Source organism: Paenibacillus sp. AD87 (assembly GCF_001659845.1).
Classification (GTDB): domain Bacteria; phylum Bacillota; class Bacilli; order Paenibacillales; family Paenibacillaceae; genus Paenibacillus; species Paenibacillus marchantiae.
In genome coordinates this window covers 681,825-702,384 of record NZ_LXQN01000007.1, presented here as the reverse complement: position 1 = coordinate 702,384, position 20,560 = coordinate 681,825, and the positions used below count along the sequence as shown (strand labels likewise).

Below are 20,560 nucleotides of genomic sequence, written 5' to 3'. Positions count from 1 at the left end.
ATGTCATAATGAAGGGACTGCTTACAAGCAAATTTGCGCTGAATGGACTGTTTGTCAAGCTAATGCTGAGCTTCCTCAGTGTCATCCTGATTTTGGCTTCATTTAATCTGTTCTCCCATCTGTACTTAAGCAACAAGGTCTATCAGGAGATGGTCAGACAAAATGAACTCGGCCTTGCACAGACCGTTGAAGGGTATGAAAATCACTTCCGGCTGACCCAGAACATGATTCTGGCCCTCACTCAATCGGATACCTGGACAGCCAACCTGGGCATTTTGAGCCATATTAAGGAGAACCGCCGTTACGATATTCCCGCAGAGGTGAAGTCGGACCTCTCCACGCTGTACGCCAATCCTTTTCTGCATATCGACAATTTCATTCTCTATTTCAAGCAAGAAGACTATGTACTGGAGAAGGAAGGTCTTAGCAGTGCCAGCGATATGTTCGGTAAATATTATTATAGTAAAGAATATCCTCCGGATTACTGGAAAACGCAAACGATGAACAACCAGTTCCTGAAAGTAATGCCTGCCGCAGCTTTTACGGAAAATACCCTTCACTCATCCCGCTCCCTCGGTCAACTGATGCCGGTCATGATGAAAGCCATTCCTTACGAAGATGTGTACGGCATTGTTATGCTGGATCCACAACGTATGCAGGACACATATGGCGATGCCGCTAATAATCCGTTCTACATTCTGGACAACGAGGGACGCCTGCTTTTTACTACGAAGGAGGGGGAACTGCAGAATCCGCAGCTACCTGCAGACGGAAGCAAACATGAACGTATTGGGGATCAGTATTACTTCTATGAAAAAGGTAAACAAACCGGGTTTACTTATGTCCGGGTCACTCAGGCCGCGGTAATCGCCGCGGAAATGCGCGGCATGCAGCTGCTGCTGGCTTTTCTGCTTGGCGCTGCTGTACTAATTAGCGTGCTCTCCTCCCTGTTTTTCAGTATAAGATTAAACCAGCCACTCCAACGTCTTATTGCCGCTCTGGACCGAAATCCGGACAGCGGACCAGACAAATGGAGCAGTGTAAAAGAATTCGCCATGATCGGCGACCGCCTGAGCTCCATTCTGGAAAATAACCGTTACATTCAAAGCGACCTTGCGCAGAAGAACTCTCTCGTACGCCAGTACGCTTATATTCACAAAGTAAAAAATATACCGCTCAGCTCCTATCTGGCAGAGCTTGAGGATGCCCAGCATTCCGAGCAGCCTTATGTCTCCATTCTGTTCAAGGTGGGCTTCAAATCCCAGCCAGATGAATTCGGGCAGCATACCCTGTTATTATGGAAGCTGATTCAGAGCCTGTTCACTAACAGCAAAACCAATAGCGTTGCCATTCAGCCCGAGCAGGACCAACTGCTCTTGCTGCTGTTCGATCCAGGGCCACAGAGTGGTATTCTTCAAGCGCTCGATACACTGAAGGAGTTGCTCGCTGTCGAGGAAGCCCTTTACCTCACCATCGCGGTAAGTCCGGTGTATTCCGGAGAAATTACATTTACCGATGCGTACAGCAATCTGTCCATGTTGTTAAAAGAGCGCAGGCTGAATGGGGAGACACAAGTTATTGTGGAGCCGCGCGCTTCTTCGTCCAATGCCTTCCATGTGAAGGTCACCTATGGGGAGGAAATGCACAACCTGCTGCAATCCGGCAATGAAGAGGCGGTATTCGCTTGGCTGGATCGCCAGCTGGAACAACTGCAGCACAAGGATGCGGCCGCAGAAGACTTCCGCACATTTGCAATCGGCGCAGTAGAACAGATCAGCAAGACGGTGATGAAGCTGAATTTGACGCACATCGAATCCGAGCTTCGCTCTTCTCCTCCGGGAGAGGCATTTGCTGGTTTCCATTCCATGCAGCAATACAGGGAATGGCTTCAGGCGTTGGCTCAACCGGTACTTGCGGCAGTACGCAGCCAGCTGGAAACGCGTGATCCGGTTATCAGCTTTGTGCTGGACTACCTGGATCATCATTATGGGGAAGATATTAATTTGAATATCGTCGCCGACAAGTTGAATTTAACATCGGGGTACCTCTCCAGTATTTTCAAGGAAAAGACTAACATCAACTTCAGCGAATATCTGAACAATCTGCGGGTTGAGCGGGCCAAAGAACTGCTTGTGAATGTAGATCTGCGGATCCAGGACATTGCGACGCAGGTCGGCTATCAAAATGTGAACTCGTTCATCCGCATGTTCAAGCGTCGGTACGGGCTGACCCCCGGAGAATACCGCAAGCGTCATGCAGGTGATGAGCCATTCATTTCCTCCAGCCATGGCTAGCCAGGCGTGAGCGGGCAAGGAACGAAAATTGTAAATACACAAACGCCCGCTTCGGAGGCGGGCATTTGTGTATGGTCTACATTAGAATTTTGGACAGGTGCACAAGAGCCATTGAAGGAATTCGCTGTTCTTCAGGAATTTGTTCATAGAGCAGGTGCCCTTTCCCCGCTTCAATCATTTGTTGGCGCATAGTAGCAATACGACCCTTACTGTGATCAATAAAACGAAAATCCACCTGTCGCAAACTTTGCATTTCGGTCAAACGTTCAAATGTCTCAGCCTTGATCCCCTTATGTATCTCTTTCAGTTCCAGCACCTCCAATTGATCCACAGTCCACAGGTTCTCAATCTCTTGCAGAGACTTCATGAAATCCAATTCAAGCTGCCGCAGATTCTTCATGTGCGAGAAGTCGCACAACCGCTCGATCTTGGGCAGCGACAGGTGCAGAAAGACCAGATGATGTAATGCCCCTACTGCATCGATCTCGGTCAGATTCTTTACGGACGATAACCTCAGCATACGGATATTCGAATCAGCCAGTACTTCGAGTGAACCAGCCAATGTACAGTGATCGAGAGCCAAATACTCGATAAATGGTAAGTCTACAACAAAATCAAGCTGATCAATGTCACAGTTCAGGACGAGGGTGCTCAACCGAATGCAGTCCTCAATCGGCGAGAGATCGGGAAATTTCCCGCTAAGTGCGAGGTAATTCAAGTATTTGTAATTTCGGATGAAGTCCAGGTTTTGCTTTTTGGGTGAGCGAATGTTCAGAAACTCCATCTTTTGCAGCGCACTCAATATACTTAAATCCTGTGGTTGCTTGAGATCCAGCTGCAAAGCAGTGACATGTTTTAAACCAGCAAGTGCCTCCAGAAACTCTTCTGAATACCGCCCCTTCACATCTGTATTGGACACATTTAAAATCAAATCGGGTCGTTTGGCAAACACATGTTCATCCAATTTTCGCAGATCATGCATCTCGTCCAGCCCGACAACAAAGTTAATCGTAGCCCTAATCCGCAGTTGTAAGATAGCCTTGTCCATTTTATCCTCGTTCCAGGGAACTCCACTCATCGAAGCAGCCCACGGTTCGTTCATTATTGGTAACCCTCCAATTCTCTGATACTTATCCATGTCTAGCTTTCCTTTAATTGTAAATCAAGAAGAGTGCTTTGAGAAGTCGGATATTCGATTGCAATACTGTATTCTGTATTCTGTACTCTGTACTCGGTAACAACTGGTGTATTCATGAAAATGTGAAAGAGATAATCTTTCAAAATCCATAATGTTACATATAAAGAACATTTATCCGATATAAAGAGATATCTATTTGAAAGAGGTGTGAAATCTGATGAACAGTACATTAATAGGTCCTGGAACAGGACTTATTGCCATTGCTGCGGGCGTAATGATGATTGCTACTTCCAAAAACGAAAAGCGGATAGAAAACAGCTTCATCTACAAACACGGCTTTAAACCAGGCTACGAAGATAAAGCTCGCAGAACATCAATACGGGCGAATCGCGTCGCAGGGTTCGGTTTGATTCTGATTGGTCTAGCTGCGATCGGAATTATCTAATACCTGTTAGAAGCTTGAAAGCTCATTTCGTGGTTACTTATCACCTGAAAACTCTGCTATAATACCTCCAAGTGTTATTCCCCAAGGGGAGATCAGGATGGAGGATAATCATCATGAAGTTTGCTAAACGTATGGAACATTTCAGTGAGGGGATATTCACACGTTTGCTGGAAATCAAGAGGCAACGACTGGAGAATGGAGAACCTGTCATCGATCTAAGTGTAGGCACACCCAATATTCCCCCTGCCCAACATATCATGACGGCTTTATGCGAGGCAGCAGCAGATGCCTCAAACTATACATATGCTGTAAATGATCAGAGCGAATTGCTGCAAGCAGTCAGTGAATGGTACAAGCGCCGTTACCATGTTGAACTGAATCCGAAAACCCAAATTTGCTCCTTGCTTGGATCACAGGAAGGTCTTGCCCACATTTCATTGGCGATTGTTGATGAAGGAGATCTGGTCCTTGTACCCGATCCTTGTTATCCGGTCTTTGCTGATGGGCCTCTACTTGCAGGAGCCGAACTGTATTATATGCCCCAAAAAGAAGAACACGGATATGTTATTCAACTTCAGGACATTCCTGAAGCTGTTGCGCGCAAAGCAAAATTCATGCTTGTGTCCTATCCGAACAATCCCACGACAGCAATGGCACCCCATCAGTTCTATCTGGATCTGATTGAGTTTGCCAAGAAATATGACATTATCGTTCTCCATGACAATGCATACAGCGAGCTGGTGTTCGATGGGAAAACGTGCGGTAGTTTCCTTGCTTATCCCGGCGCGATGGATGTTGGTATTGAATTCAACTCGTTATCCAAAACCTATGGATTGGCTGGGGCACGGATCGGCTTTTGTGTGGGGAACGCGGATGTGGTATCTGTGCTTAAAAAGCTGAAATCCAACATGGATTACGGCATGTTTCTTCCGATTCAGAAGGCAGCCATTGCTGCAATCACAGGGGATCAGAGTGAAGTTGAGCGGGTCAGAGATATCTACGAGGAGCGCAGAAATATTCTTTGTGAAGGATTCAGCAACCTCGGTTGGCCTATCGCCAAACCCGAAGCCAGCATGTTCATCTGGAGTCGGATTCCAGACCACTACGATACCTCAGAACAGTTTGCCATGGATTTGGTTACACAAGCGGGTGTAATCGTAACGCCTGGGAGTGCCTTCGGACCTTCGGGTGAAGGATATGTGAGATTCGCTTTGGTTCAGGATAAAGAGACGTTGCAGCAAGCGATCCTATCGGTAGATAACAGTGGAATGCTAAGAGAAAAAACAACTAATTTATAACATGAATGAAAAAAGCTATTATAAGAAAATATCCCCTCTAGGTAAGCAGTGAGAGAGAGAACATGTCTACATGAACTCAACACTGAAATCCAGAGGGGATTTTTTTATTTAAAGATCGAATGTTTAAGCTGATTTGCGCCAGTTGGAGCGATACATTAAATAGAGGAAATACGGCGTTCCAATGATTGCAATCAACAACCCGGATGGAATCTCGGTTGGTGCCATAACAGTCCTTCCGATTGTATCCGCCAGCACCAGCATCACTGCACCAACCAAAGCCGACAGAAACATCGACTGTCTTAATTTGTTTCCCGTCAATAGACGGACCATATGTGGAGCGATTAGCCCGATAAATCCAACCGTTCCCACACAGGCGACTGCACCTGCGGCAAGCAAAACACCAACGGTCATAGCCAGCAGACGCGTCCGACGAACACTCAAGCCAAGACCGGAAGCACTATTATCGTCGAATACCAACAGTTCGAATCTTCGCGCCAGCCACCACGCAAGCGGGATCAAAATCAACAGGAACACCCCAATGATCTTCACTTGATCCCACGTGCGTGCATAGGTACTGCCTGTCAGCCAAATAAAGCCGCTACTGCCATATACAGCGCCGCGAACAATCAGAACCTGAATGCCTGCGCCTGCAATTGCAGACATGGCGATACCCAGCAATACAACTGCGGAAGGATTGAGACCCTTCTTCCAGGACAGAGAGAATACGACTGCTGCAGCGATCCCTGCGCCAACAATCGCCGCGATAGGCAGCAAGAACACAGGAAGACCAGGCCAAAGGATGATGACCATCATGGCACCCAAGCCTGCGCCTGACGACACGCCCACGATGGACGCGTCAGCAAGCGGGTTGCGAACGGCCATCTGAATAAGCACACCGCTGATCGCCAGCGCAGCACCTGCACCTGCGGCGACAAGAGTTCGCGGAATGCGAAGCTGCACAATGGCCGAGTATAGCCCATCCGATTGAAACAGGCTTGGCAGAAGATCGGCCATTGGAATGCGCATCCCGCCAAACATCGTACTAAGGAGAACCAATGCTAACGTTAGTACCGTAAAGATAATAGCAATAGGGCCAAATGCCCAGCGACGTGAACGTGCTCCTGTGCTCATTGAGGTAGACATGCCTGATCCATTTGCTGCCTTCATGCGTGTAAGTACAAGCCAGATCAGCCATGGTGCACCAATGATTGCCATCACGGCCCCTGTCGGCAACTCCAGACTGGAGTTATGAACCATCTTGGCAAGTACGTCTGCACCAACCAGCAGTGCTGCGCCCCACAAGAAAACACCAGGCAATAACAATCGATTAGAACGAATTCCACTCAATCGAACCAGATGAGGTGCCACCAAACCCACAAAGCCAATTGGCCCAATTACACTGACAATGACCGCAGCCAGCAACACAGCAATAATCAACCCCGTGGCACGGGCCATGCCTACTTTTTGCCCGAGTGAAGAAGCAGTTGATTCATCCAGTTCCAACATATCCCACTGCCGGGATAAAACCAGGGCAACGATCGTAATTCCAATGACCCAAGGCCATGCGTAAATTACACCGCTCCAGTCATTCTGAACAAGCGTTCCTGATCCCCATAGAAATAATGCCTGAGTCTCCTGAGAGAAGAAAATATGCAGCGCGCTTGTAAAAGAACCAAGTACCATCGATACAATCATGCCGGAGAGCGCAAGTCGCACTGGACTTGACGTCCTCCCCCCGCCCATGAAGTAGGCTGCGGCAGCTGCCAGTAATCCACCGAGCACGGCGAAAAGGAAAGGCGATTGCTGCATCAAGCCTGGGAAAAAAATCGTTCCCAACACCACGACAAAATAGGCCCCCGCATTGATGCCGAGTGTGTCAGACGCCGCGAGCGGATTGCGTGTAATGGTCTGTAACAACGAACCAGCAACAGCAAGCGCCCCTCCAGCGAGTATACCAATTACCGTTCGCGGCATGCGCAGATCCCAAATCATATTATGTTCCAGTGTGTCCTGCCTGCCCATAAGTGAATCTACAACCGTATAGAGTGGAATTGAAGCTTCTCCATAACACAGGCTTACAAAAAAAAGCACGATGAGAGCGGTTAGACCGCCCCCATAAATGCTTAATGTACGCCAGTTAAACACTGGTCGGGAATGTTGGACCGAACTCATTGGGTAATCGCTCCAACAACCCCGTCAACCAGAGCTTTGGACGAGATAGGTCCACCGAACGTCCATGTTGTGCTATCCAGTTGATAAGTGCGTTTATCTTTGACAAAATTCAGACCTTTCCATACTGAATTGTCTTTCATTGCTGTGCCAAAAACGTCATCATCCGGTTGTGTGATGTAGATGAAGTTGCTGTCCTGAACAGCAGGCAGGGATTCAATACCTACCGTTGAGAAGCCATATCCTTCAATCTTGTCCGGCTTCCAGTCGTTAACCAGTCCAACCTTCGCCAACGTGCCAATTACGACAGCGTTATCGGTAAACATGCGAAGACTTGCTGCATTTTGATACGTAAATGCTTGTGTCAGTACATAATGGAATTCCGATTTGTCGGCAGCAGCAAGTTTATCTTTGGCTTCTGTATAGTGCTGATCGAGTTCATCGAGTACCTTCTTCGCTTGGTCTTCTTTTCCAAGAGCAACCGCGATATTGTTGAACGTTTCCGTCATTTTGTCATAAGTATAGCCATCACCCGTATACAGGTCATATTCAAGCGTTGGTGCAATGGCATTGAGCTGATCATAGATATTCGAATTGGAATTGGCGATAATCAAATCCGGCTTCAAAGCTGCAATCGCCTCCAGATTTGGCTCGTCACGTGTTCCAACATCCGTCACCGTGTCATCCAAAGCTGCTTCGGGAGTCACATAGACTTTATAGTTGGCGTTGTCTGCACTACCTACTGGCTGAACACCCAGTGCAACTACATCTTCCGTATATGTCCATTCCAGCGTAACAACTCTCTTAGCTGGTTTGTCCAGTTTAAGCTCTCCACCACTATGTTTAACTGTAACAGGACCTGCTGCCTCTTCAGTCGGCGTGCTGCCGGAAGAGGCATTTTCATTTGTATCTGTTGTGCTGCTGGCTTTACCGCAACCTGTCAGAGCAAGCGCCAAAACCGTCAGCAGTAAAAATCCGTTTAAGCTTTTTTTCATATCCTACTTCTCCCCTATTTATATGTATTTATATGATAACAATTATCATTATCACTAATGGATTATCCCGTAGGATTGCGATTTTGTCAATTCAAAAGCATGATTATTTTTCATTTGCGATATCTTCCCTGTCACTGCATAAACAGAAAAAATGAAAGAACCCGCATTCAAGGTGAAGTGCACCCCTTAGAATAGACATTGGAAAAACCCCTAGGTTTAACCGATGAAATTCTAGGGGGTGCATTTTTTATGGCGATAAAGGGACAAAAGTTTAATACATATTCGGAGAAAATTAAAAAAGAGGCCATTCGTCTACATATTGTTGAAGGATGGACTTATCGAAAGATTAATGAACATTTGGGGATTCATGACCCGGGACGAATGAAGAGATGGATGCGGAAATACCGGGAGCAAGGCGAGTTCGGACTGATGGATCAGCGAGGTCGTCGAAAAGAATACATGGATCAAGACCGCTATGTGCAAAACCTGAAACGGGAGAATGAGTTGCTAAAAAAGTGCTTGGTAATCTGGAAGGAGGAAGCAAACAAGAGAGATTTCAGATCATGGAAAAAGTAGCGGCTTACGGTGATATCCAGAGTCTATGCCATGTGTTTGGCGTGTCCCGGAGTGGGTTTTATGCCTATGTAAAACGTAAACGAATTGATCGCGATGCAAAGGCGAAGAAACAGGTGCTTCAAACGTATCAACGATATGAAGGCAAATATGGTTATCGACAGATCCAGTTGTTCCTTTGGCAAGATCAAGGGATTTGGATGAATCACAAAAAGGTGCTCCGCCTGATGCAAATGCTCGGTATTCAATCTCGAATCCGTCGTAAACGACGCTCCAGCAGCTCGTATGCACCTGCGCAGCGTGTAGCAGAGAATCTCTTGAAGCGCGACTTCCGTGCGGAAAAGCCAAATCAGAAATGGGTAACCGACATTACCCAGTATCGTGTGGGCGAGCGCTGGGTTTATCTTTCAGCCATAAAGGATCTGTTTAATAACGAAATTGTGGCTTACGAAATAGGCGAACGCAACGACAATGAACTGGTGCTCCGCACATTTAGCAAGGCGTTTGTGAAGCAAAAAGACATGACCGGACTGGTCGTTCACAGCGACCAAGGATTCCAGTACACGTCTCATGCTTACCACGACATGCTGCCAAAGGTTGGCGCCCGGATCAGCATGTCTCGCCGAGGAAATTGTTATGACAATGCCTCTATGGAGAGTTTCTTCTCGCATCTCAAAACGGAAGGACTCTATCCTTATCATATCCGAACGGTTGCTGAAGCACAAAGCAAAATCGAAATATATATCCGTTTTTACAACCGAAAACGGCCACAACGAAAACTAAAAAAACTGACGCCGGTAGAGTACCGACGCCAGTTTGCAGCCTAGGGTCTTTTTATAATGTCTACAAAATGGGGTCTTGACCAAGGCGGGCCTGGATCACATGGAGTGTTTTGAAATGATGATAGAATGCACCGTACGATGATTTAACTCAACTGCATCGTTGTGATACACGTATTATCTTCTTCATATGTAGATAGCTGTGTCTCAGCAACCTTTCCATCATGCACCACACGGATGAGGTATGACTTATCTCTAGCTAACCAGATATCCATAAAACCGTTGGAGCCAGCCTTCATCTCAGCATCCTTCATAAGCGTATTCCCTTCGGAGTCATGGATCGTCACAATGAAGTTCTTATTCTTCATTTCACCCTGACATCCGGTCAGGCTATGAATTGCACAGGGATGAGTCTGTTCCACATAGGGTGCAATGGAAAGGAAAAACTCCTTTTCAGGCAAGTCGTAGGTTGTGGTTTGGTTACCTTTATCCGTGACGATTAACTGGGTGGCATTAATGGAGGCCGATTCCGGTTTCTCCTTGCCTGTACTGATATCTTCTACCAATTTCTTGATATTGGGTGCTTCCGCGTTACCTGCCTCTTCCTTCCCCACAAGGTTTGCAATCAGGAACGTTCCCAGTACAATCACAGCAACAAAACTGGCAATAATCCAAATGGCTTTTTTCATTAAGTCCTCACCTCCTTATCCTTCTTATTTCATTATAAGGGAAAATACACCAACATTTAAGTGAATAAACGCATACAGCTGGAATGTAAAGGTTTTGATATAAAAAATCCCGGAATACGACGGTCGACTCATGTTCTGCACGATACTAATGTAGTAAACCTATCATGGCTTGTCCCTGTGCAATCCTATATAATAACCATAAATTATGGAAATCAGTTTGGATATTTGAATTCATTTTACGAGTCTAACTCATTCTAGCTTGCGCAGGAGGGATTTTCATTGAAATGGCACCGTGTACATAAAGAAAAACCTAATACAATCCATTCCATCGACTGGAACGGATTGGTCCCGAAACATATCGCAATTATGATGGACGGAAATGGAAGATGGGCGACAAGAAGAGGGCTGCCTCGAAGTGCCGGACACTATGCAGGAATGCAGACGATGCGGGAAACGATAAGCATGTGCCACAAAAACGGGATTGCTTCTCTTACTCTGTACGCCTTCTCTACGGAAAACTGGAAAAGGCCCAAGGAAGAGGTCGACTACATCATTAGTCTGGTGATCGAATTTGTACAGGATACAACTGTTCAGGAACTGAATCAGAATAATATCAAAGTTAATTTTATCGGTGATATCTCAAAATTCCCAGAAGAAACACAGGAAGCGATGCGCAAAGTGGTGGAACTAACCCAAACGAACAGCGGGATGGCTGTGTATTTTGCGATGAATTATGGGGGTAAAAACGATATTGTACAAGCGATCAAAACGTACATCGTAGAAAATAATGAAGAAAACAAAGAAACCTCGGAAATCTCCGAGGCGGATTTTGAAAAGTTTTTGTATACCGGACTCAATCCTGCCCCCGATCTGCTGATCCGAACCAGTGGGGAGAAACGGTTAAGCAATTTTCTATTATGGCAAGCTGCTTATTCCGAGCTCTGGTTCACGGATGTGATGTGGCCGGATTTCAATGAGCAATTGTTATACGAATCCATTCTGGATTATCAGCAGCGCAAACAAAGAGCTTTAGACGATATCACACAGTAATATCAACTTGTTTTTGCCGATCCTGAGCTTAAATGAGTTTTTAACCAGGGATGGATAATAGGGAGAACGGTACTGGGCTGCATCGCTTTGGTGTGATCCATATCCGCTCCCTTGATGATTTCGAAGGTCCAGCCGAGGTTTTCAAGAACGGGTTTATGCTTTTGCAATCGTCCAGCGATATCCACCGTCACACTGCCAAATTTCTCACCATACACAATCGTATCTCTCTCTCCTGCAAAAGCCAATCTGGGGATATTCAACTGAGTTTGAATACGTTGATCATCGAAATCAATTAAACCTTGATACAAGGTCGCAAATTGTTTCGTTTGAGCCGGATCGATCTTTAACTCCACGTTGTCCCAATCCAATTGATCCGGACTCAATTCTTTTGCTTTCATTAGAGCTTCTGCTGAGTGTATTTCTCCAGATTCTTCATGCTGCTTCAATGCTCCCTCATATGTCTTTGTGGTCACTACTCGCATTTCCTCATATGGCCCCTCGTATGGCGGGAATCCTCCCATAATGAGACTTTCCATACGGTCAGTCCGCAGGGCTAACTGCAGTCCAACGAGAGCCAGCCAGGAGTATCCATAATAACTAAATTGATTCACATTCATCTGATCCGCAATTCGTAACAAATCCTGAGCGATATATTCGGGCGTAAAATGTTCCGGATGGGGATGTGCCATATAGTGGCCTTCATAATCAAAATGCAGGATCTGAAATTCATCGGAAAGTCCGTCGATAAACTTTGCACCCAATTCAGGATCAACACCCCATAACTTTAGGGTTTCAGCTTCTTGTCCGGTTACGGACTTTTTGGCTATGGGCAGCATAATGACGCCACGATCTTGCGCTCCCCTCAGACCTACTTCAAGCTGCGAGCCATTTAACAATGTAATCATTTTCTGCAATTGAACCAGTCCTTTACTGTTGATATCCTCAGTGTATAACATGGATGCAACCTTTCGGTTTTCATTATAAAATGTGGATAAAATATGGACTTTGGCGCGTTGTATGTTAGTGTAGCACTTGAAGGTTTTACTTGAAGTATGAGGAGAAGAAACATGAACCGAGCATATACACCTGGGCAGATTGCCACAATGCTGAATGTAAGTTCAACTACACTGCGACGTTACGAAAAGGAGAACCTGATTCCTGACGTTCCACGGACCCCCAGCAATCACAGGTACTATACCCCTGTTCATCTTCAGGCGTTTGTTGCCATTCGTTTATTATTGAAAGGGTATGAGATTCCCGTTGCATATGAGGTTATGAGAAAAGTAAAACAGGGCGATACAATCGATGCCCTCTGGCTTATGAACCAACAGCTGTACAACAGCCAACTGGAGAAGCAACGAATGGAAGACATATGGAAGATGGTGCAACAGGTGGATTTTGCTAACGATCGAAAGGTTGGAACGACAGAGGCAATGACGATTGGAAAAGCTGCTGAAGCAGCCGGGGTCAACACTTCTGCTATCAGGCATTGGGAAACCGAAGGCTTAATTTGCTCGAAAAGAGACCCTAACAACGGTTATCGAATGTATACCCAAGACGAATTAAGAAAGATATTGGTCATTAGCAGTTTAAGAAAATCCGTCTACTACATTGAACATATGAAAGAGCTTCTGAACACTGTCGGCACACATGATTATACACAGATCAATAAAGCCTTCCAGCTGGCTCTGCAAAAGCTTAACAGCCAACTGTCCCTACAATTTGCAGGCGTGAAGGAACTTATGACATATATTGAATTATTTCAGGAACCACAAGGATAACGTAATGGTTAGTTGAGATTGGAAGTTTTAATAAAAAAAAAGCCCGACACATGTTCGAGAAATTATTCTCAATACCGGTCAGGCTTCTCACTATTACTTCACATTGTACACATGCTGATTTACAGGGTAGAAATGGCTTTATTTTTCTCAAAGAACCTTGCATTATGGGACGATACTCCTGCCATATCGGAAGCAGTCGGCTCCAGATAGAGCTTGGCGCTGTTTACTGCCAGTACGGCATCATTAAATGCACCAGCAATCAGTCGGACTTTGCTTCCATAGGTAATGAAATCACCTGCTCCGAAGATTCCCGGCTGACTTGTGCACATTCGCGGATCAACCGAGATACCGTAATCTTCACGTTCTAGTCCCCAATGGACCAGGTTACCGAAATCACGATCGTATCCATGACTTACAACTACTTCATCCACTTCAATTGGCATGATTTCCCCATTGTCTACATGGGCGAGTTCAACGCGGCCTATTTTGTCTCCTGTACCATATAAACGAGAGATGCTGTAAGGAGTCAAGACTTGGGCAAAAGCTTTCATCTGGGCAACAGGCAGCTCATGTGCCGTAAACTTCTGTCGTCTGTGCACTACGATGACCTCTCGTGCCAATCCCTCCATTTCATTCGCCCAATCTATTGCGGAATCCCCGCCTCCCGAGATCAGCACACGTTTATCCTTGAATCTGGACAGATCCGTAATGGTATAGTGCAGATTCGTCAGCTCATACCGATTTGCGCCCTCAATATCCAGCTTCTGAACCTGCGTCATGCCTCTGCCTGCACATAACAAGATCGTACGTGTGTAATGACGCTCTCCTGTCTTCGAGGTGAGTACAAATACTTGATCCTCGCTTCGTTCCATCTGAGCAATTTCCTGGCCGAATACAATGGTTGGATCGAAGGTTCTTGCCTGTCTTTCCAGGGAATCAATCAATTTCTCACAACGAATCGGATCAACTCCACCTACATCCCAGACCAGTTTCTCCGGGTACGTGCGCATAAATCCGCCCAGTTCCTCTTTGGCTTCAATGATTTTGGTACGCATGGCTCTCATCCCGCTGTAAAATGCAGCATACATTCCTGCCGGTCCGCCACCAACAATCGTTATGTCGTAAATGTCCAATTGCTGCTCTGCTTCAGTATTCATTTATGGCACCAACTTTTCAACGACATAATCCAACAACTTGGCCGACCCAATAGGACCCACACCTGTTACAAAATCACTCGTTTTCAGCGGAAAGACATGATTGTCTTTCACTGCATTCAGACTCGCCCACACTTTGCTTTCTTTCAGATTGTCCATGGATTCCTTCGTATCATAGCCTTTCAGCGTCCTGTCTTCTAGAAAGATATAATCCGGGTTCATTTCCGGCAAAAATTCCAGGGAAAACTGGCTAAACCAATCTGTAGAGTCTTTGATGACTTCAGGGCTGTTCAGACCCAAAGTATCATAGAAAAAGACGCTGCTGCTTCCTCCTTTGGGACCCATGAAACGGTAACGATTATGCTCTACTCGAAGAACCAGCACGGTTTTGTCGCCGATGGTTTGAGAAATTTTCTCCTGTGCCTGCTTCGCCTTCTCATTAAATTCAGCCAGCACTTTGGCAGATTCCTCGGTCTTGTCAAAGACGGCAGCCAGCTTCGGCATGGCAATCTGCATTTCACTGTTGGAATCCAGAGCCACCGTTGGAGCAATCTTGGATAGTTCATCATAAACGCCTTGTTCCATACCTACGCCTGCGGTAACAATCATATCTGGTGACAACGTCAGCAATTGTTCATAATTATATTGATATTGTTCCGCTTCAATCATTTGGACCCCGTGTTCCTCAAAATAAGACGCACGATAGTCCGGTTCAATCTCCGGAACAAATATAACCATCTGCGGTGTAACGCCCATCTCGATCAAGTACTCGGCATAGATGGAATCCAGTACAAGCATATTTTGAGGATTCGTAGGAATCGTCACCTCTCCAAACTGATCCCGAACAACTTTCGTCTCATTTTTCTCTGCCGTTTTTGCTGAAGCTTCCACTTCTTTATCAGAAGAACCGGAACAGGCGGAAAGCACCAGACTTAGTGCCAACAGCACCACTCCAAAACCCTTAAACCTTCGTGACATGATCTACTCGCCCCTTATGTAATAATGATAATGATAATTATTATCAAATACTAGCAAATAGGAAGAGATCCTTCCATAGGAGATGGTGCGTATTTAGTTGGATTATTGTGCTCTATCAGACATTGGTGAACAGGCTATTCACAATTTCATTCAAAATCATTTGGTTTCCAATAATTCCGCGGCCATCCACCCACAGGCGAGTATCCACGAGAAATACCCTGTTGTTTTTTACAGCCTTCAAGTCATTCCATTGAGCGCTCTCCACTAACTTGTTCATATTTTCTTCAGAACTAAAGTGCTGCATGACTCGTTTCTCCACAAACAGGTAATCGGGATTGGCTTTGGCCAACAAGTCGAGTGAGCAGGGATTAAACCACGCCTCCCCTGATTGCAGCGGCTTTGGCAAAGTTAAACGGAGCTGTTCGTACAGTAAATGGGATACCCCATTAGAATGACCACCCAAATATCGATAACCAAACGGTTCTACCCTCAGCACCATCACGGTAGAGGAAGATTGGGCAAAATGCTGCAGTTGCTGCTGTGCTGCGATTACTTCCAATTTCATCTGCATATGAAGTTTATGGGCTGTATCTTCTCGGTGAAACAAACTAGCCAGTTGATGGAGCAGAGCCTCCAAATCGTTATTTAAACCAGTTATGATGGGTGCGATTGTGCGCAGCCTTTGCTTGATCTCTTCTGTCCAACAATTTCCCACAATCCATTCGGGCTCAACCTGCCGAATCAGCTCCACATCCAGCTCATATTGGGAGACTTCCAACATCTTCACCTGATGCGTTTCAAATAGTTCATGTTGATGTTCAGGCAAAAGCAAGGGAGTTACCACAACGGCATGCGGAATAATACCCAAGTGAATCAACACCTCCGCACAAAGCGGTGAAAGACATACGATTTTACGCTGGGGTAGCGTGTGTGCATAATTTCTCGGGGAAACACCCGTTAACTGTTTGAAACGACGACTGAAATAATGGGCATCCTCAAATCCGGTCTTTTTGGCAATGTCCTGAGATGTAGCCGTTGTTAATAAAAGCTCCTCTTGAGCACGGTATATCCGGTAATGAGCCAGATAATCCAGAGGCGGCTTTCCATAACGCTCACTGAATTTGCGTGAATAATGCCAAGGACTGATGCCTGCGACCTCAGCCAATTGCTTTCGGGTGATGACCTGTTCATAATGTTGCTGCATGTATTCCACAGAGCGGAGAATGCTTCGTTCCACGTTTGGCCCCTCTTCCGACAACTCATGGTATACATGTTGCAAAAGTTCATACACCAGATGCTGATTTCTAACCCGGATGGCATTTGGATCAGGAGAACCTTTTTCACTCCAATGTTCGCTGAGACTCGCCAGTGTACCACTGGTTAATTTCACTTTTTGATATGTGTCTCCTGACGGTACATGCCATTCATATTTCTCCACTTCACCTCGGTCTGGAAACATCGCATATGTATCGAACTGAACATGCCATCCGGCCAAATCCAGATTACCAACCTCAATCACTTCGATCACAGAGTTTTCTTGCACAGCAATTAACTCACCATAAGATATCGGAACCCTATGACCATTAATATTCCAGTTCGCATTCCCATCGAGGACGAGTAGTAAAGCATGACTAGGAAAGTGATGCAGCTTGCCCGTAATCATCCATTGGTCTGTCAGTGGCTTAGTTGACTTCCATTGAGCCATCCACTCTATGTTGTTGGGCATATGTATGGCCATCCCTTTCTTCATGATTTATATGTTTAAATTCTTTCCATTCCTGCATTGTATACTGGAATGCAATTCACCGTAATGCTTTTCCATCAAGTACTATTTATATCATCTATGAACTTCTTCTCTCCAAGACTATTGTCCAAGCCATTACCTGCTCTTCAACATATGGTATATCACAATCTGTCATATAGACAGTTTGTCTAACAGCAGAGGAGGAATGACCCATGGATAAACAGGTCTCTATTTCTCAGACGTATCCCCGTCTTACCGTGTACAGTGAGGAGAATTTCAGAGGGCTTCGAAGAGTATATCGTGGCAACCTCGGAATCGCCGATATTGATGCTGTTCTGACAGGGATCGAAAGTCTGAAATTTTTCTCAACCAATCCAAACGCCACACTCGTGTTATTTGATCGTTCACGTTTTCGTGACAATTTCGTTGTATTGCGGGGGAATCGAATTATTCGCGAACTGGATGACTTCTTGCGCAGAGGTGATGTGGAATCCCTTATTGCTTCAAATCAGCGGTTAACACTGGCACAGATTCGCAAAATTAGAAGAACCGGCGAGCTTCCTCCCGGCTATCGATTAATCTAATTGGTTAGATTCACCGACGTGTTATTTCATTCAACATTCAGTGATGCATGTCTTGTATGTGCATCACTGAAAATAAAAAAATAAAACCAGGCATATCTGGACTGCTTATGAAAAATACTGTGTACATAAAAAATAATGAAATGGAACGATTCTATATTTTGCCCGTAAGGGTAATACAAGTGAAGCATATTGAAATCTATGATCCAAGGAGCTGGTCATTTGCAATATTACAGACACAGCGCAGAGGAGACGCTTCAGGACGTTCAGAGTTCCACGGACGGGCTCACAACCTCTGAGGCTGCGAAGAGACTGGAGACGGAAGGCTATAACGAGTTAAAGGGAAAAGCTGCAACCCCCATCTGGAAGCTATTTATTGAAAATTTTAAAGATCCCATGGTTATCGTGCTGCTGATCGCGGCCGCTGTTCAGATCGTCCTTGGACACCTGATCGAATCGCTAATCATTTTTCTCGTCATTCTGTTAAATGCGGTAATCAGCGTTGTGCAGACCAAAAAGGCCGAAAGTTCTCTGGACGCACTTCGGCAAATGTCTGCTCCCGAAGCCAAAGTCATTCGTGACGGGCAGAAAAAAACGATTCCCGCGCGGGAACTCGTTCCGGGCGATATTGTCTTGCTGGATGCAGGGGATTATGTCCCGGCAGACGGCCGCATTTTGGAATCAGGCAGCTTGCGCATCAACGAAGGCATGCTGACAGGAGAATCCGAAGCAGCAGAGAAACACACAGATGCCATCCCGGAAGAAGCTCCGATCGGTGACCGTCGCAATATGGCATTCAGTGGATCACTGGTGGTGTATGGTCGGGGTACGCTCGTCATTACGGGTACAGCGCTGAAAACGGAAATCGGCAAGATTGCCGAATTGATCGAAAATGCAGAGGCGAAGGAAACTCCATTGCAACGGAAATTGGAATCCTTTAGTAAGAAGCTTGGCTTCTTTATCCTAGGCTTGTCGATTCTTATTTTCGCCATCGAAGCAGGACGTGTCTGGCTAACTGAAGGAACGGAAAATATTGGACCATCCATTGTGAATGCCCTAATGTTCGCAGTTGCCGTTGCTGTCGCTGCCATTCCAGAAGCTCTTTCCTCCATCGTGACGATTGTATTGTCTCTGGGAACGAATAAAATGGCCAAGCAGCACGCCATCATCAGACGTCTTCCTGCCGTGGAAGCCTTGGGTTCTGCCAGTATTATCTGTACTGACAAAACAGGAACGCTCACTCAAAACAAAATGACCGTGGTGGACTATTACATTCCCCATGGCACAAAAGATCAATTCCCCGATGATCCCAAACAGTGGTCTGCAGAGGAACGGCGTTTGTTACATATTGCAGTACTCTGCAATGATTCGAATATTAACCAAGAAGGCAAGGAACTTGGTGATCCCACCGAGGTAGCGCTCATCGCCTTCAGTAACCGGGTGAACAAGGATTACAATGAAATTCGTGACCAGTTTCCGCGTGAAGCCGAGCTTCCTTTTGACTCGGATCGGAAATTGATGAGCACTGTGCACACATTTGAAGGACAGACGGCTTTGCTGACCAAAGGTGGACCGGATGTACTGTTCAGTCGCTGTAGTCATGTATTTATGAACGGTGAAGTTCAGCCATTGACACCTGAGATTCGCACGCAGTTTGAAGAAAAGAATGAAGCGTTCTCCAAACGGGCCTTCCGTGTGCTGGCCTACGCCTACAAAAAGTTTGATGACCAAGATCAGCTCACCATTGAGGACGAACATGATCTCACGCTTGTTGGTCTGACCGCCATGATTGATCCACCGCGTGAAGCTGTATATGGTTCCATTGAAGAGTCCAAGAAGGCGGGCATTCGCACCATCATGATCACTGGAGACCACAAAACAACAGCTCAAGCGATTGGTATTGATATCGGACTTGCAGGCCCGGACGACCTGGCTCTTACCGGAGCAGAGCTGGACAAACTGTCCGATGAAGAACTCGATCAGCAACTCGAACATATCTCGGTGTATGCACGTGTATCTCCTGAAAATAAAATCCGCATCGTGCGTGCGTGGCAGCGCAAAGGCAAGATTGCAGCAATGACCGGAGACGGTGTCAACGACGCACCTGCACTGAAACAGGCCGACATCGGCGTAGCGATGGGCAGCGGGACGGATGTCGCAAAAGATGCGGCAGCCATGATTTTGACGGATGATAACTTTGTCTCCATCGTGAATGCAGTCAGTGTAGGGCGTATGGTATTCGATAATATCAAAAAAGCCATTGCGTACCTGTTTGCAGGAAACCTCGGGGCGATTATCGCCATTTTGTTTGCACTTGTGGTCGGCTGGGTGAACCCATTTACAGCTCTCCAGCTGCTTTTCATCAATTTGGTGAATGACTCCCTGCCTGCAATTGCACTGGGTACCGAAAAAGCTGAACCGGATATCATGCGGCGCAAACCGCGGGATATCAACGAAGGCATCTTTGCTGGCGGAACGTTGCAGGCTGTCATTACACGTGGTGTTCTGATCGGGGTGGCTGTCATCGTGTCCCAATATATTGGACTTGGGATCTCAGAGGAAATGAGTGTGGCTATGGCCTTCACAACCCTGATTCTGGCACGGAGTCTGCAAACTTTTGCAGCGCGCTCTAACACACAGACGATTTTCCAGGTTGGCTTCACCACAAACAAATATGTTCTCGGCTCCATCCTAGTTTGTCTCTGCCTGTATGGAGTCACGCTGATTCCAGGGGTTCGCAGCATCTTCGCCATCCCGACAGCCTTTGGCTGGAATGAGTTCCTCATCGCAGGGGGACTCGCTCTCGCCGCGGTCATTCTGATGGATGTCATCAAGAGGATTCGCAATCGTGGCACACCAGCTACTACGTCCTAAAAATGAATAAATGAAAAT

The 20,560-nt window shown here is 46.2% G+C and carries 17 protein-coding genes; 9 read left to right on the top strand and 8 right to left on the bottom strand.

Annotation, left to right across the window (positions count from 1 at the left end; genetic code table 11):
• Positions 1-8: 8 nt before the first annotated feature.
• Positions 9-2,294, top strand: a complete 2,286-nt coding sequence (locus gpAD87_RS03200; protein WP_064636182.1) for a helix-turn-helix domain-containing protein — start codon at positions 9-11, stop codon at positions 2,292-2,294.
• 76 nt (positions 2,295-2,370) lie between these two features.
• Here gpAD87_RS03200 and gpAD87_RS03195 read toward each other — a convergent pair whose 3' ends face one another.
• Positions 2,371-3,396, bottom strand: a complete 1,026-nt coding sequence (locus gpAD87_RS03195; protein ID WP_064636180.1) for a hypothetical protein — start codon at positions 3,394-3,396, stop codon at positions 2,371-2,373.
• A 253-nt stretch (positions 3,397-3,649) separates the two neighbouring features.
• Between gpAD87_RS03195 and gpAD87_RS03190 the strand changes: the two genes are divergently transcribed.
• Both gpAD87_RS03190 and gpAD87_RS03185 read left to right on the top strand, forming a co-directional pair.
• A complete protein-coding gene (locus gpAD87_RS03190) occupies positions 3,650-3,877 on the top strand; it encodes a hypothetical protein (protein ID WP_064636178.1) in 228 nt (75 codons plus the stop codon).
• Between the two features lie 113 nt (positions 3,878-3,990).
• Entirely contained in the window at positions 3,991-5,175 is a 1,185-nt protein-coding gene (locus gpAD87_RS03185; protein ID WP_064636176.1) for an aminotransferase class I/II-fold pyridoxal phosphate-dependent enzyme, read from the top strand.
• A 123-nt stretch (positions 5,176-5,298) separates the two neighbouring features.
• On the opposite strand, the gene gpAD87_RS03180 is transcribed toward gpAD87_RS03185, so the two are convergent.
• Positions 5,299-7,347 (bottom strand): iron ABC transporter permease, encoded by a 2,049-nt coding sequence (locus gpAD87_RS03180; protein WP_064636174.1) that lies wholly within the window; start codon positions 7,345-7,347, stop codon positions 5,299-5,301.
• On the bottom strand, positions 7,344-8,339 hold the full coding sequence (locus tag gpAD87_RS03175; protein WP_064636172.1) for an ABC transporter substrate-binding protein: 996 nt from the start codon (positions 8,337-8,339) through the stop codon (positions 7,344-7,346). The genes gpAD87_RS03180 and gpAD87_RS03175 overlap by 4 nt, the downstream gene beginning before the upstream one ends.
• A gap of 249 nt (positions 8,340-8,588) precedes the next feature.
• Here gpAD87_RS03175 and gpAD87_RS03170 point away from each other — a divergent pair, with 249 nt between their 5' ends.
• Complete coding sequence (locus gpAD87_RS03170) at positions 8,589-8,915, top strand: helix-turn-helix domain-containing protein (RefSeq protein WP_064636170.1); 327 nt, start codon at positions 8,589-8,591, stop codon at positions 8,913-8,915.
• On the top strand, positions 8,903-9,739 hold the full coding sequence (locus gpAD87_RS03165) for an IS3 family transposase (protein ID WP_064636168.1): 837 nt from the start codon (positions 8,903-8,905) through the stop codon (positions 9,737-9,739). Before gpAD87_RS03170 ends, gpAD87_RS03165 begins: the two co-directional genes overlap by 13 nt.
• 98 nt (positions 9,740-9,837) lie before the next feature.
• Here the strand turns inward: gpAD87_RS03165 and gpAD87_RS03160 are convergent, their stop codons facing one another.
• Complete coding sequence (locus tag gpAD87_RS03160) at positions 9,838-10,380, bottom strand: CueP family metal-binding protein (protein ID WP_064636165.1); 543 nt, start codon at positions 10,378-10,380, stop codon at positions 9,838-9,840.
• 279 nt (positions 10,381-10,659) lie between these two features.
• Between gpAD87_RS03160 and gpAD87_RS03155 the strand changes: the two genes are divergently transcribed.
• Entirely contained in the window at positions 10,660-11,430 is a 771-nt protein-coding gene (locus gpAD87_RS03155; protein ID WP_064636163.1) for an isoprenyl transferase, read from the top strand.
• Between the two features lie 2 nt (positions 11,431-11,432).
• Here the strand turns inward: gpAD87_RS03155 and gpAD87_RS03150 are convergent, their stop codons facing one another.
• On the bottom strand, positions 11,433-12,386 hold the full coding sequence (locus gpAD87_RS03150) for an alpha/beta fold hydrolase (protein ID WP_231952424.1): 954 nt from the start codon (positions 12,384-12,386) through the stop codon (positions 11,433-11,435).
• A 111-nt stretch (positions 12,387-12,497) separates the two neighbouring features.
• Here gpAD87_RS03150 and gpAD87_RS03145 point away from each other — a divergent pair, with 111 nt between their 5' ends.
• Positions 12,498-13,211, top strand: coding sequence for a MerR family transcriptional regulator (locus tag gpAD87_RS03145; protein WP_064636161.1), 714 nt, complete (start codon positions 12,498-12,500; stop codon positions 13,209-13,211).
• Positions 13,212-13,330: 119 nt separating this feature from the next.
• Here the strand turns inward: gpAD87_RS03145 and gpAD87_RS03140 are convergent, their stop codons facing one another.
• The 3 genes from gpAD87_RS03140 to gpAD87_RS03130 form a co-directional block, all read right to left on the bottom strand.
• Complete coding sequence (locus gpAD87_RS03140; RefSeq protein ID WP_064636159.1) at positions 13,331-14,368, bottom strand: NAD(P)/FAD-dependent oxidoreductase; 1,038 nt, start codon at positions 14,366-14,368, stop codon at positions 13,331-13,333.
• Positions 14,369-15,343, bottom strand: coding sequence for an ABC transporter substrate-binding protein (locus gpAD87_RS03135; RefSeq protein ID WP_064636157.1), 975 nt, complete (start codon positions 15,341-15,343; stop codon positions 14,369-14,371).
• Positions 15,344-15,458: 115 nt separating this feature from the next.
• A complete protein-coding gene (locus gpAD87_RS03130) occupies positions 15,459-17,093 on the bottom strand; it encodes an AraC family transcriptional regulator (RefSeq protein WP_231952423.1) in 1,635 nt (544 codons plus the stop codon).
• A gap of 206 nt (positions 17,094-17,299) precedes the next feature.
• Here gpAD87_RS03130 and gpAD87_RS03125 point away from each other — a divergent pair, with 206 nt between their 5' ends.
• Together gpAD87_RS03125 and gpAD87_RS03120 are read left to right on the top strand one after the other, a co-directional pair.
• Positions 17,300-17,671 carry a hypothetical protein gene (locus gpAD87_RS03125; RefSeq protein ID WP_064636155.1) on the top strand — a complete coding sequence of 124 codons (372 nt, stop codon included), beginning with the start codon at positions 17,300-17,302 and terminating at the stop codon, positions 17,669-17,671.
• Between the two features lie 219 nt (positions 17,672-17,890).
• Positions 17,891-20,542, top strand: coding sequence for a cation-translocating P-type ATPase (locus gpAD87_RS03120; protein WP_064636153.1), 2,652 nt, complete (start codon positions 17,891-17,893; stop codon positions 20,540-20,542).
• The last annotated feature ends 18 nt before the right edge of the window (positions 20,543-20,560 follow it).